Source organism: Paenibacillus sp. XY044 (assembly GCF_002257645.1).
GTDB lineage: Bacteria > Bacillota > Bacilli > Paenibacillales > Paenibacillaceae > Paenibacillus_AQ.
The window spans coordinates 489,666-502,979 of record NZ_NQMO01000001.1 but is presented as its reverse complement, the minus strand read 5'-3'; the positions used below and the strand labels follow the sequence as shown (position 1 = coordinate 502,979).

14 protein-coding genes are annotated in these 13,314 nt (G+C 36.4%); all 14 read left to right on the top strand.

The window, feature by feature from the left end; genetic code table 11:
- The first annotated feature begins 5 nt into the window (after positions 1–5).
- A complete protein-coding gene (locus CJP46_RS02380; RefSeq protein WP_094593992.1) occupies positions 6–1,181 on the top strand; it encodes a metallophosphoesterase family protein in 1,176 nt (391 codons plus the stop codon).
- Between the two features lie 15 nt (positions 1,182–1,196).
- Positions 1,197–1,541 carry a hypothetical protein gene (locus CJP46_RS02375; RefSeq protein ID WP_094593991.1) on the top strand — a complete coding sequence of 115 codons (345 nt, stop codon included), beginning with the start codon at positions 1,197–1,199 and terminating at the stop codon, positions 1,539–1,541.
- Between the two features lie 185 nt (positions 1,542–1,726).
- A complete protein-coding gene (locus CJP46_RS02370; RefSeq protein ID WP_094593990.1) occupies positions 1,727–2,638 on the top strand; it encodes a hypothetical protein in 912 nt (303 codons plus the stop codon).
- Positions 2,625–4,379 (top strand): hypothetical protein, encoded by a 1,755-nt coding sequence (locus CJP46_RS02365; protein WP_094593989.1) that lies wholly within the window; start codon positions 2,625–2,627, stop codon positions 4,377–4,379. Before CJP46_RS02370 ends, CJP46_RS02365 begins: the two co-directional genes overlap by 14 nt.
- A 13-nt stretch (positions 4,380–4,392) precedes the next feature.
- Positions 4,393–5,871: a hypothetical protein gene (locus CJP46_RS02360; RefSeq protein ID WP_094593988.1), complete on the top strand. Its 1,479-nt coding sequence runs from the start codon at positions 4,393–4,395 to the stop codon at positions 5,869–5,871.
- A 14-nt stretch (positions 5,872–5,885) separates the two neighbouring features.
- Entirely contained in the window at positions 5,886–7,496 is a 1,611-nt protein-coding gene (locus CJP46_RS02355) for a hypothetical protein (protein WP_094593987.1), read from the top strand.
- Positions 7,497–7,585: 89 nt separating this feature from the next.
- Positions 7,586–8,056, top strand: a complete 471-nt coding sequence (locus tag CJP46_RS02350) for a hypothetical protein (RefSeq protein WP_094593986.1) — start codon at positions 7,586–7,588, stop codon at positions 8,054–8,056.
- A 38-nt stretch (positions 8,057–8,094) separates the two neighbouring features.
- Positions 8,095–9,078 carry a hypothetical protein gene (locus CJP46_RS02345; RefSeq protein ID WP_094593985.1) on the top strand — a complete coding sequence of 328 codons (984 nt, stop codon included), beginning with the start codon at positions 8,095–8,097 and terminating at the stop codon, positions 9,076–9,078.
- A gap of 61 nt (positions 9,079–9,139) precedes the next feature.
- Positions 9,140–9,658 carry a hypothetical protein gene (locus CJP46_RS02340; RefSeq protein ID WP_143812907.1) on the top strand — a complete coding sequence of 173 codons (519 nt, stop codon included), beginning with the start codon at positions 9,140–9,142 and terminating at the stop codon, positions 9,656–9,658.
- Between the two features lie 14 nt (positions 9,659–9,672).
- A complete protein-coding gene (locus CJP46_RS02335) occupies positions 9,673–10,089 on the top strand; it encodes a hypothetical protein (RefSeq protein WP_094593983.1) in 417 nt (138 codons plus the stop codon).
- Positions 10,086–11,276: an Ig-like domain-containing protein gene (locus tag CJP46_RS02330; protein WP_094593982.1), complete on the top strand. Its 1,191-nt coding sequence runs from the start codon at positions 10,086–10,088 to the stop codon at positions 11,274–11,276. Before CJP46_RS02335 ends, CJP46_RS02330 begins: the two co-directional genes overlap by 4 nt.
- A gap of 13 nt (positions 11,277–11,289) precedes the next feature.
- Positions 11,290–11,757 carry a hypothetical protein gene (locus CJP46_RS02325; protein WP_094593981.1) on the top strand — a complete coding sequence of 156 codons (468 nt, stop codon included), beginning with the start codon at positions 11,290–11,292 and terminating at the stop codon, positions 11,755–11,757.
- Between the two features lie 4 nt (positions 11,758–11,761).
- On the top strand, positions 11,762–12,481 hold the full coding sequence (locus tag CJP46_RS02320; RefSeq protein ID WP_094593980.1) for a hypothetical protein: 720 nt from the start codon (positions 11,762–11,764) through the stop codon (positions 12,479–12,481).
- Between the two features lie 16 nt (positions 12,482–12,497).
- Entirely contained in the window at positions 12,498–13,295 is a 798-nt protein-coding gene (locus tag CJP46_RS02315; RefSeq protein ID WP_094593979.1) for a hypothetical protein, read from the top strand.
- Positions 13,296–13,314 lie beyond the last annotated feature (19 nt).

Below are 13,314 nucleotides of genomic sequence, written 5' to 3'. Positions count from 1 at the left end.
ATTAAATGACTCCATTACATAATACAGAGAATGAAACATACGAGGAATACCTTCTGCGTATCGGATCTAACAAAGATGAACTCAATCTATCCTGGAATGATATCGCCTCTCTCATGAACGAATTTCTTAATGAAGACTTTTCAGAATCTAAATATCGAAAAGAATATCATTTATTGAATCGCGGAATTTCCATTGGAGTAAAAAAATCGGAAAGCAATGAGTACATTCAAGAAATTGAAGACAAAACTGTACAACTTCAAAAAGAACGTTTTAAATATCAGGATCAAAAACGCGAATATACTAATTTAATTAGACAACAAGCAAGATTTGAACACCTTAGAGATGAAGTATCGGTCGCAATAGCCGAACTTGCAAAACTCAAACCACTAAAACCTGAGATTTGTGTACAGGCAACAGATAGCAAAAAGGCCATTTCTTTGTGGTCTGACTTCCATATTGGGAGCGAATTTAAGAATAGCTTTAATACATACAACATCATCGTATTTAGAGATCGTTTAAAAACGCTTGTAGAAAAAACGATTCAATATAGTATTAAAAACAATGTTTCCGAGTTAATCGTTGCAAACCTGGGAGACGCACTACATGGTGCAATTCACGTTTCAGCCAGAGTACAGTCTGGTGAAGACGTAATCAATCAAATTCAGATTGCAGCAGAATCAATGGCAGAGTCGCTTGCTGAACTATCAAAGTATCACAAGAAAATAAAGTTCATTAACATTATTGGAAATCACTCCAGATTGATTAGCAATAAGAATGAATCTATTTTTAGGGAAAATTTAGAGTATCTGATCCCTTGGTTTCTTGAAACTCGATTAAAAGACTTCGCTAATATAGAAATCGTTCGAGATGAAGACGGTCTGTATATTGAAGACATCAATGGCGAAAAGCACGTCTTTGTACACGGAGATCTCGACCCAGCCGCAACTTCTGCCAAGAACCTCCCTCAGATCCTTGGTTTTGTCCCTAAATATATTTACAGCGGACATATTCACCATAATTACGAAAAAGAATTTGGTCTGACTGAAGTAATTGTTTCTGGAAGTCTTATGGGGCCAGATGATTATGCAGTATCAAAACGATATTTTGCCTCTCCCATGCAGAAATACATAGTACTAGATGGCTCTGAGATTGAATGTACCTATAAAATTAAATTTAAGTAAGGGTGGGTGAGATCCTTGACTGAAGATGAATACATGCAGGGCGAACCACCAGAGGAGAATGACCTCCCTTCTTCATTCTTGTCTGAAGAAGACATTGCTGACTCAACAAATATAGTTATGATTCCAAACTATAAACCAAATATCGATCTCATTCTAGATAACTATGTTGAGCAAATCATTAAGGTTAGAAACAAATCTCACCTCAAAGATGCCCTAATGACCATTTGGGATCACGCTTCGTCTCACGGAAGAATTTCTGAACGACTAGATAAACTACAAATGGATGTTGAAATGCTACGTTTCGATATGTTATCGATGGCTGGATATGATATCGAGATTGTCGATGAAGACGAAGAATAAAATACAAAGAATTCCTTAGACGATTGTAAGATCGTCTTTTTTGTTGTTTGTATTTTAGTAAAAGGGATTTATCAATCGATATCTAAAACGGGCACTCCCTCCCGCCCTTTTACTCTTTTTTACTTTGGCAACACGCCGACTAAATCAAAGATTATCTCTATGGGAGTTATAAGGAAGGTGAGAAAGTGACTAAAACACCAAAAATAAATAAAGAAAAACCAACAAAAAAATGTTCTGAATGTAAAAGAGTTTTGTCCTTAATAAATTTTTATAACAATAATAATCCTATGTCAGATGGGAAGTCTCCTCTCTGTAAGAAATGTATTAATGAGATGATTGATTACTCTGACATTAAAACCGTCCATTCAGCCTTGAGAGCGATGGATCTCCCCTTTCTTATTGATTTATGGGAGGACTCTTCAAATAGAATTGGTAAAACATTTGGGAATTATCTAAGACAAATCAACTCACTACCAAATTATAGAGGAATGACATGGGAAGATAGTGTATTTGAGAAAAAATCTATTGAAAATAGTGAGATATCTGTCTCGGCCCCTACTCAGCCAGCGGTTGTAGTGACCCCTGATTTAATTGAAAAATGGGGAAATTACCCACCTGATGAAATTATATTGTTTGAAAAGAAGTATCAACAACTAAAAGTTAACTATCCTGAACGAACAGCAATGCATATTGAAGCATTGCAAATCTATGTTCGGTATCGAGTTAAAGAAGAATTAGCAACTCAAAAGGGACAATCTAAAGAGGCTGAAAGTTGGGGTAAATTAGCCAAAGACGCTGCTGTAGCCGCTAAGATAAATCCGTCTCAGTTATCAAAGTCAGACTTATCAGATGGATTGGATAGTTTCTCACAATTAACGCGAAATGTTGAACAGGCAATTGATGTGATTGAGATTCTGCCTCAATTCAAAGAAAGACCTCAAGACAAGGTAGACTTTACTATCTGGTGCTATGTCAATTATGTCAGAGATCTTAAAGGTCTTCCTCCTGCTGAGTATAAAGATATTTTTGCCTTTTACGATCAGCGTAAAAAGGAATATGAAAGTAACATAGACGGTGAAGATAATGTCTTCTTATAAAAACTTTCAATCAAAAAGTGCAAAACATACTAAAAATAGAACGGACGTCCATGATCCAAATTTCAATAATAATATTGAGATGGTTACTGAGGCACAAGTAGATAACTTTACGAAAAACTTATCTAAGTACAAAGATTTGGTAAGCTGGTGTCGGTGGAACCCCGATCTTTGGTATGACTTAATTACCCCCGAAACCGGTGGTATTAGGTTGGACTTAGATCAGCGTGTATTTTTAAGGTGTATTGCCAGGTTCATTTCAACCTATGGAGTCTTTCCCCGTGGATATGGAAAAACATTAATCGAAGTCATGGGTATGGTTCATGCTGCAATCTTTTATCCTGATATCGAAATATCAATGACAGCTCAAACATTACAAAATGCCAGCAGTATCTTTGAAGATAAATGGCGTGAGTTGACCCGTTTCTATCCATTGTTGAACAATGAAGTTAAAGGCAATCCTTCTTTTAGTAAAGATAGTGCTGAAATTAATTTTATATCAGGTGGAAGAATAGATGTTTTAGCTAATGCCCAGAGCAGCAAAGGACAGCGACGAAAAAGACTGCAGATAGAAGAATCCGCTTTGTTGAATAATGCTTTATTTGAGGACTGTCTTGAGCCTATTCCTAACGTGCCTAGAAGAACGATTGGCAAAGAAGCGGTTATTAATCCTGAAGAACTTAATGGCCAAATCAACTTTTTTACCACATCTGGCTTTAGAGGTTCTGACGAATTCGAAAGAAACCTTAGAATGATAGATGAGATGGCTGAACTAAAAGGAAAAGTTGTAATTGGTTCAGACTGGCAGCTTGCAGTTAATTATGGTCGAGGCGAACCTAAATCGGCTTTGTTAGATAAAAAGAGTAAACTATCGCCCACATTCTTTGCTATGAACTACGAAAGTAAGTGGGTTGGTGCCTCTGATGGAGCGATTGTTAACATCAATAAAGTTATTGATTTAAGGACGCTCTCATCACCTGAATTTAAAGGTGATGGTAAGTCCGAATACGTAATTTCGGTTGACGTTGCCAGATCGTCATCGCAAAACAATAACCAGACATCAATTTCCATATTGAAAATAAAGAGGAATAAAGATGGTAAAATTCTAAGGGTTTATTTGGTTAACTTAATAAACCTTCCTAATGGTTTAAATTTCAGCGCTCAAGCTATTGAAGTAAAGCGTCTAAAATCGCTATATGAAGCAAAAGTGGTGGTTGTGGATACCAATGGTGTTGGTGTGGGCTTAAAAGATGAGCTTCTAAAAGACACTATTGATCCAATAACAGGCGATAATCTTGGTTGCTGGAATACAATAAATACAGATGATGAACCGGAGTCCAGTGAATCAGAAAAGATTCTATATGCGTTAACCTCTCAAGGGATAAACCATGATATTATTGTTAACTTCATCGATATGGTTGAAAGCAGCAAGCTTCAATTGTTGGTGAAAAATACAGATAATAATTATGATATTAACGACAAAGAGCACGTTAAGAAGTTATATCCTCATACGCAAACAGATCTACTTCTAGAAGAGGTTGCCAACTTGAAAATTAAACAACTTAGTGGAGGTAAATTTACGGTAGAGCAGCTAACAAAAAGAGTAGATAAAGATAGGTATAGTTCGTTGAGTATGGGGTTATGGTACATAAAAGCATTTATGGATAAGACAAAAGAGAAAGTCAATATAAATCCTCACGATTTCTTTTTAATGCGGAAACCTAATATCTATTCCAAAAAGTAAAGGTGGTGATAAATTGGAACAAACTTCTAACTTTACTAAGCAACAGATGATTGATGCATTTAAACAAATAGCATTAATAAGTTTAAATTCAGAAAACGGCTCAAACCGAATTATTGGTACATATACTAAAGATGATTTGAAGAAGTATTTGAAAGACAGAACGAATCCCGACAATCAAAAGAAACTGAGAGATATAAGTAAACAACTTTATTATTCATCATCACAGTATCGTAGGTTAATAAATTATTATGCCACATTATTTAACTTGGATTATGTGGTAGAAGGATACGATATTAACCCAGACAAAATCAACAAAACAAAATTCAAAAATGCATATCTCACCCATGTCAATTATGTTGAGCGGATGAATATAAGAAATGAATTTACTAAAGCCAGGTTAATTGCATATAGAGACGGTATCTTTTTTGGATTTGCGAGGGTATCAAAAGATGGTTTTTACATCCAGGAGTTAAATCCTGATTATTGCCGATTGTCATTTATTGATGCAACAACTGGACTTCTCGGATATTCATTTGATTTTACATCAATAAATTCATCGACCAATAAAATAGAATCGTATCCAGAAGAATTTCAAGATATTTATAAAAAAATACGAGATAAGAAGTCGAGTGAGACTACTGTAAGAATCGAGTCACCGCTTGCAATCTGTATCAAAACAAATAGTGACACTTGCGCCATTCCCCCATTTGTTTCATTGTTTGAAGGATTATTAGATATTGCCGACTTCAAAGCATTAAATAAGAACAATGAGGAAATCGGGAACTATAAACTTCTTTTTCAAAAAATCCCGATGAGAACAGATAAGGATGCGCAGATAAATTCATTTCTCATTGACAAGGACTTCGCACAAGTCTTCCATGACAATATTGAAGAAAATCTTCCTCCTCAAGTTGGTTTGATGACCTCCCCTATGGATATCCAAGCAATCAATTTTGACCGTGACTCTATAGATAAAAACAAAGTAGGTCAGGCCACAAGTCAATACTGGAATGAAGCCGGTGTTTCTGAGTTGTTGTTTGGTTCAAATTCGAATTCAAGTGCAGCTTTAAAATCATCTATTATTGCGGACGAATCTGATGCATCAGTATTAATCAGAGATATTGAACGTTGGATCAATGAACATTTGAAGGCCACTCAAACTGGAAACTATAAGTTCAGAGTTAGGATTCTTGAAACGACTAAGCACAATAAGGACGCCTACCTAGATAGCAGACTTAAAGCAGCTCAGTTTGGAATGCCAGTTAAGAATGAAATACTTGCCGTCATGGGTTCACAACCAAGTTCGATGTATTTAAATACATATCTTGAAAATGAAGTGCTGGAATTACCTTCTAAACTTGTTCCACTGAAATCCAGTCACACTGCATCAGGAGACCCCACTAGTCAAAATGGCGCTCCAACCAAAAACGAAACCGATTTGAGTGATAAGGGATTGCAGACACGAGACCTGGAAAGTAATGTAGATGGTTAAGGAGGTGATAATTATTGAATGACAGCACTCTACGCTTTGATGTACAGATCTCGGATGTTGAAAAAATAAACCCCCTCTTTTCAAAGTGTAAAATCAGAGTTTTATATGCAGGCTTAAATCGAAACAACTCTTACCTATCTCGTAAATCCATTGAAGAAGCTTTGCCGTCAATGTTTAATATCCCTATTGTCGGAGAGTATCAACAGGAAGCAGATAACTTTGGCGGGCATGGGGGCACAATTGATGTGTCAGGCGACAAACCGAAATGGGTTAATACTACAGTTCCATATGGTCTTGTTCCTGAGAGCGCAATTATATATTGGGAAGAAGTTGTCGAGGCAGATGGATCTACTAACGAGTACCTCGTTGTTGATAATGCTTTCTTATGGACGGGTCGTTATCCTGAAGCACAAATGTTAATTGGACAACAGTTTAATCAATCCATGGAAATTGAAGTGCAGAAGGGTAATTATTCTAACATCAATGGTCAAAAGGCTTATGAAGTTGAGAAATTTTTGTTCTCGGCCTTATGTATTTTGGGAATCGATAAAGAATCTGATCCTGATGGACATGTAGAACCTTGCTTCGAATCTGCGTCTATTGTAGCTTATCAATTAGATAAAGATAAGTTTAAAGAAGATTTTAAACAAATGCTAAATGAACTCAAATATTCTTTAACAGAATCATCCTCTTCTGAGGTTAAAATAAATGATTCGCAAGGAGGAAATAAAGTGGAAGAAATTCTAGCGATGCTGAAGTCTTACAATTTGACAGTTGAAGACTTGCAAGCAAAAGGAATTAACCACGAAGACTTCTCACTTGAAGAACTCGAAAATAAAGTAAAAACAAAATTTACTGTTGCAGATAAACAAGAAACATCTGAAACTGAAAAAGTTGATACTTTTGCACTTACAGGTTCTCAATTGTTTGAAGAAGTTGGTCGTGAAATTTCTAGTTTTGGTACAATCACTGATGAATACTGGGGCTTTGAATATCCAAAGTATTCTTTAGTGGATGTTGATACTGATAATAAGTATGTAGTTGCTTATGATTACGACAATTGGTATATTATTGGATTCAATTATTCGGTATCTGGTGACAAGGTAAACATTGAAAAGGAATCATTACAAAGATTTAAGGTGAACTATGCACCGATGGATCTAAACGATGAAAACACTTCTTTATTTAGTGAATCCATTAAAAACTTTGCCAACCAGGTTAAGTCACACACATCTGAAAGCACAAAAGCTGAGTTTGAAGCTAAATTGTCTGAAAAAGACAATGAAATTACTTCGCTTAATCAGACGTACACTCAACTTCAAGAAGAGTATTCAAAGGTATCGTCTGAGTATTCGGCTAAACTTCAGAAAGAACGTAGCGATGCCGAAGCAGCTCTTTTCGATTCCTTTGCTGGTGAGCTATCAGATGAAGAAATGAAGCCTGTCAAAGAATCAAAGGATCAGTTCTCTCTGGAACAAATTGGGGAAAAACTCTTTACTTTAGTCGGTAAGAAAAAGGCTAAACTAAATTTTAGTGTTGACGTTAAACCGACTATCGATATTGAAATCAAAAACGAAAAACCTAAAAAGTCTGGCAAGTCATATGATATCTTGTTTGAAAGCTAAGCAGATAACAAAATTATATTAAATTATTTAACACACCAATGGTGTGTTTATTTATTTTCTTTTAAAAACCAAGGAGGATTTTATAAATTATGGCGATTCGCAAAGATAAAATGCAATCTGTTGTAGCAGGCAATATTGAAAGTATTGTTCTTGCTGCTGATACTCAAAACGGTCAAGTTGTAGCTCTAGGTTCCCCAGTTGCTAATGAAAGAGAATTGGTTAACGGTGTAGCACCGACTGACGTAACTACACAAGAAATTCTTATTGTTTCCTCACCTGAACTAGTCTATGAGAAAGGCAAAGGTCTTCTTGACTTTGTAAACAAAGCAGGTAAACCATCTCGTGCTGATCATTTTTATGTAGGTGACATTGTTACCGTAACTGATGATGTAATTGATGGAGTAAGCGCTGTTGATAAGTATCTCCTTCCTGCTAATGGGAAAACAAAACTTGCTGCAGCGGCCGATCTTACTGGTGGTACTCGATTCGCTGCGGTAGTTATTCGCAAAGGAAAGCTTTACGGACAACCTGCAACTACTTTCCGCGTTATTCAAGCCTAATAAAATATATATAATTATACAGGAGGATTTATAATTTTATGGAAACACAAAATGCGATTATTGATTTGGCAACAGATCTATTGAAAGGCTCTGTTGCAACATACTCCAAAGAAGAAGCTAACGAAAAGCTTCGTGAAGCTCTAAACAAACTTACTGGTTCCGCAGATGGTAAATTCGATGCTAAGAAATTCCGCAGAAACAAAAACGACATTTTCGAGATCATTGAAGAAGTTGTAGACGTGCGTGTTGAAGAAGGAATTAAAGATCAATTCGATCAATTCGTTGATTATCGCTCTACGGCATTCGGTGACAAACTCTCCTTTCTTCCAGAGTCCGATGAACTCTTTGAAGTTGCAAAAATTGCCGGTGGCACTAACAACCTGCAACGCCAGAGAATTGCTGAAGGCCAACCTTACCAAATCGATACTGATTGGTATGGAGTAGCAATTTATGAAGAACTTGAACGTTTCCTTGCCGGTCGTGTTGATTGGGTTAAACTTGTAAATAAAGTCGAGGCATCTTTTAAAGCTAAAGCTACTGAACAAATTTTTAATGCTGTTAAAGCTGCTTATAATGGCCTTACCGCTCCGTACAAATATACCGGATCTTGGGATGCAGATGAATTCAATACACTTGTAGAACATGTTCGTGCTCAAACAGGCATGAATCCAATGGTTATTGGTACTCGTCTTGCAGTTCAGAAAGCAGTTCCTTCTTACGTTTCTGAGGACATGAAAAACGCCCGCAATGCTGATGGCTACTTTAAAGAAGTAGATGGTATTACGTTCGGCATTATGCCTCAAGCACACAAAGTCGGTACCGATGAATTTGCAATTGATAATAACTTCCTGCTCATTCTTCCTAACGGTGATGAGAAGATTGTTAAGTTTGTCATGGAAGGTGAAGCACTCATTAACGAAGCAACAGGAAATAAAGATGACTCCAAGGAATACGAACTTCGTAAGAAATATGGCGTAGGCGTGGAAACTGCCACTAAATACGGCGTATATATTCTGGCTTAATTGCAAAACTGGAGGGGATACTCCCCTCCTTTAAAAATTTATTTTGAAGGGAGTAAATATTTTGGCAAAACAATCTATGAGTACAAATAAAACAGAGAACAAAGAACAAACTCAAGAACAAAAGAAAGTACGTAAAAAGTTAGACGAGAATATGTTGGTCTCAGTAGCCAGTAATGTCAAAGGTGGCTTGATTTATAAATCCCCTCGTTCTGGTCAGGTCTGGAAATTCACTGACTTTGGTGATGAAGACGTTATGGAATTGAGCGAACTCAGAACAATGCTTTCGTCGCAGCGATCATTCCTTGAAAAAGGATGGCTTAAGGTATTGGATCAAGAGGCAGTTGAATATTTGAACCTTGCTCGATTCCAGAAAAATGTTGTTGATTTAGATGACATCAATCATATTCTTGGACAATCTCCTGAGCAAATTAAACAAGCAATTAAAGAAGCGAATGCGAATACTAAATCTCTGATTTTTGGATTTGCAAGAGATAAATATTTAGTTGGGGAACTTAGAGATGTTCATGTCATCAAAGCAATCGAAGAAGGTTTAGGACAAAAACTAGACCCTAATAACTAATTGGGGTGTTGCTAGTGGGAACTCAATTTGATGAAATTTACGATGTGTTTTTAAGTCAGATATCGGACTCTATTTTCATGGAGAATGATGCTGATGACGGCCTAAAATATCGATATCTGCTGAACAGTATTCCTCGATTTAGAAAGTGTAAATTAGATTTGTCCAAGCGAGATGGACTGTCTTTTGAAGAGAGACTTGGAGACGAAGACATATTAATACTCGGAACGCTGATGGTTGTTGAATACCTTAATCCACTTATTATATCTATTGAGAATCTAAAACAATTCATGTCAACAAAAGATTTCTCAATGACATCTCAAGCGGCACATTTAAAGCAGCTATTGGATATTAGGGATACCAAGAGAAAAGAAGCAGAGAAACTTATACTCGATTACACCTATAACAATGGTAATTTGGGTAACCTCAAATGAGTTATAAAGACAAGTATAAATTACGTGATGAAATGTATGGAGCAAATATCCGTGACATCAGAGTGAATGTTAGTGAACAGAATTTAAATTCTGTATTTAAAGAATCTCCTGTTTACTATCAGGTAGTAGATGTAGATTCCAATGATAAATACGATCTTCAAATCACAGATAATAGTGATGCAAAGGATACTAAGGATTTCATTGCACCATTTCATTCGTCAATCATAGCCGGTAGAACTGTAGAATGGAAAAATGATAAGTGGATTGTCATTCACTACGATGAAAACAGTGAAGTTTATAAGAGTGGCATATTGCGTAAATGCTTATCAACTCTAAAGTGGCTTGATTCCGCTGGTGATGTTCAAGAGACTTGGTTTACTTATACAACAACTGCGTTGAGTAACTTTGGTATTCAAGACGGGAAAATTATCAACCTGGATAATGAGCGAAGACAGTTGACAATTCAAAATAATACTCACACCTCTCTTTTCACAAAGGGACGAAGGTTTGTTTTTGATGGTCGAGCCTGGAAAATAAGCGCTATTGATAGACTTGAAGACAACTTGATATATCTTGTTCTTGATGCTGATGCAATCGACCCATCAAAGGATAATGTTGAACTGCGCATTGCTGATTATGTTAAACCAAATTACTCTATCCAACTTGATCAAACAAACATTTCATTAAAAGTCGGAGATACTTTTATCCCCTCTGTTACAGTCACTAATAATGGGACTCCTCTCCTCTCCCCTACTCTATCTTTTGTATCTTCGGACCCCGATATTTGCACTGTCGATGAATTAGGACTTATAACCGGTATTTCTGATGGTCAAGCTACAGTAACTGTCGGATATAAGGATGTTTATATGATAATCGAAGTTACAATATCAGTTGTCGAAAGTCATAACTATTCAGTAATGATTAATGGTGACACTACGATTACTAAGTCAAAATCAAAATCTTATAATTGTGTCTTTTGTGACAATGGAACCGAAGTTCATATATCTGGATTGTTTAGGCTAACCGATTTAAATGGTAATTCTACCTCATCGGCAATAATTACATCTCAATCGAACAACGCATGCTCTGTTCGGGGAGATTCTATTGGTTATGTCTTACTACATGTTGAATCAGATGATGGGTTAATTTCTTCATCAAAACAGATTCAAATAAAATCTGCTATCTGAGGAGGTGTGTTCGATGAGCAGATTAAAGGATTTAAGCAAAGACAAAGAAACGATTATGCTAAGGCTTATCGGCTCACCTGACTTGTGTAAAGCACTGTATTACCCAGATAGTGACTTCTTAGATAAGCCAGACATTGAAGATGGTAGCGATTTGTTTTATGAAAACATCTATCCAACAAGCAAAGTGCCTGAGTTGAGTGTCGAGGCAAAAAGTTATATCACAATGGCTTTTAGAGGTTATGGACCAATCAACAACCGATTTACCAAAGGATATATTTATCTCTACGTAATCATTCACAATAGCCTAATGAGAACTGATTATGGATTTCTCAGAAGTGACTACTTATTGGATGAGATTAACAAACTAATGGATGGTCAGCGAGGGATAGGAATTGGAAAAACCAATTTTTATAAGATGGATGAGATGTATGTTAACGACAGTTACGCAGGGTTCTATACCTCTTTCAAGTTAGTGGAGTGATTATATGAACCAAGAAGACCTGGAATGCAAACTACTAGCTAACCTCCCTATTCCATTAGACAAGGCTGGATTTATTTATATTCCAACATTTCGCGAAGTGTCCGAGATAGGCCTAAGTACATATAATCAACTTTTGGCACAGCTAATAATCGATAAAACCATGCTTCAGCAAAGCATAGATGATTCTATCACCAATTTTGACGTATTCTATGCAAACTGTTATCACGATGAAGACTTCAGAAATGCTTCTTTGGCAGCTTTAAAAATGCTTTTCAGATCAAATGTTGTCATGACTGACAGCATGTATGAAGCATTTTTTATTATTGGAGACGATGGAAGGCTTGATCATTCCAACTTTGATAGCTTTCAGCATGCAATTAAAACTGCAAATCATATAAAGTTCGAAAAAGAACCAGAGTTTAAACCTGGTAACTCTAAAGCACAAGAAATGATAAATGCAATTTTAAAGAACAGAAAAAAGCAGCCTAAACCAAAAGAAAAAATGGACTTAGTAAGCATTGTTACCGCCCTAGCTTGGAAGCAGAATGGTTTAAATATCTTTAATGTATTTGATTTAAACATCTTCCAAATCTATAGTGGTTTTTATATCACAAACAATATTGATAACTATCATCATACTCTTACAGGAATGTACGCAGGCACTATAGATGGTAAAAACATAAAAATGTCCGATATTCACTGGGCAAATAAAATAAATACATAAATGGAGGAATTATTTAATGGCAACACCAAACGTATGGGCAGTACGAGAAGTAGCGCTTGCTACATTCTATGATCTATCTACGGGTAAAGCTCGTGTCCAATTAACGAACCTCAAAACTTCTGGTCTTGAGAATACCGCCGAAACCGTTTATGCAAAAGGTGGTCGCGGTAATGCCAACATCGTTGGATTTTCTGGTAACCGTGGTGGTACGGTAACACTTCAAGACGCAGTATTCACTAATGAGGTTATTGCAATGATGACGGGTAACGATATTGCTACTGGTGCGAAATCTGTGTACCAAAGAGAAGCATTGAAAGTTGCTTCTGATAAGGTGACACTGAAATCGACTCCGCTAGATGCCGCTAAAGGACTAATCAGCGTTTACAAACTGAATGCTGATGGTACACATGGCGAAGAGATTACATTTGCATCAGATACTGCAGAAACTGGTGAGTACACTCTTGCTGCTAAAGTGGTTACCTTTGCAGATGGAGAGTTTGAGGATGGCGAAGAAGTTGCAGTTTACTACAAAGTTAACACTGGAACAACAGCGAAAACCATTACCGTATCTTCTGACAAGTTCGCTGGTACATATAAAGTTGTACTTGATTGCCTTGTTCGTAATACAGAAGATGAGAAAGATTATGCTGCACAAATTGTAATTAATAAAGCCAAGATGGAAGATAACTGGACAATTTCGATGGCTGCTGATGGAGATCCTTCTGCATTTGATATTCCAATGCAAATCCTAAAGCCGGTTAATGGCAATGAACTGTACACAATGACTATTTACGATCAAAATGAAGTCGCTTAATTAAATAAATATAACACTT

Coding starts and splice junctions, on each gene's coding strand:
- CJP46_RS02380 (WP_094593992.1), top strand. CDS start 6: ATGACTCCATTACATAATACAGAGAATGAAACATACGAGGAATACCTT.
- CJP46_RS02365 (WP_094593989.1), top strand. CDS start 2,625: ATGTCTTCTTATAAAAACTTTCAATCAAAAAGTGCAAAACATACTAAA.
- CJP46_RS02350 (WP_094593986.1), top strand. CDS start 7,586: ATGGCGATTCGCAAAGATAAAATGCAATCTGTTGTAGCAGGCAATATT.
- CJP46_RS02345 (WP_094593985.1), top strand. CDS start 8,095: ATGGAAACACAAAATGCGATTATTGATTTGGCAACAGATCTATTGAAA.
- CJP46_RS02330 (WP_094593982.1), top strand. CDS start 10,086: ATGAGTTATAAAGACAAGTATAAATTACGTGATGAAATGTATGGAGCA.
- CJP46_RS02325 (WP_094593981.1), top strand. CDS start 11,290: ATGAGCAGATTAAAGGATTTAAGCAAAGACAAAGAAACGATTATGCTA.
- CJP46_RS02320 (WP_094593980.1), top strand. CDS start 11,762: ATGAACCAAGAAGACCTGGAATGCAAACTACTAGCTAACCTCCCTATT.
- CJP46_RS02315 (WP_094593979.1), top strand. CDS start 12,498: ATGGCAACACCAAACGTATGGGCAGTACGAGAAGTAGCGCTTGCTACA.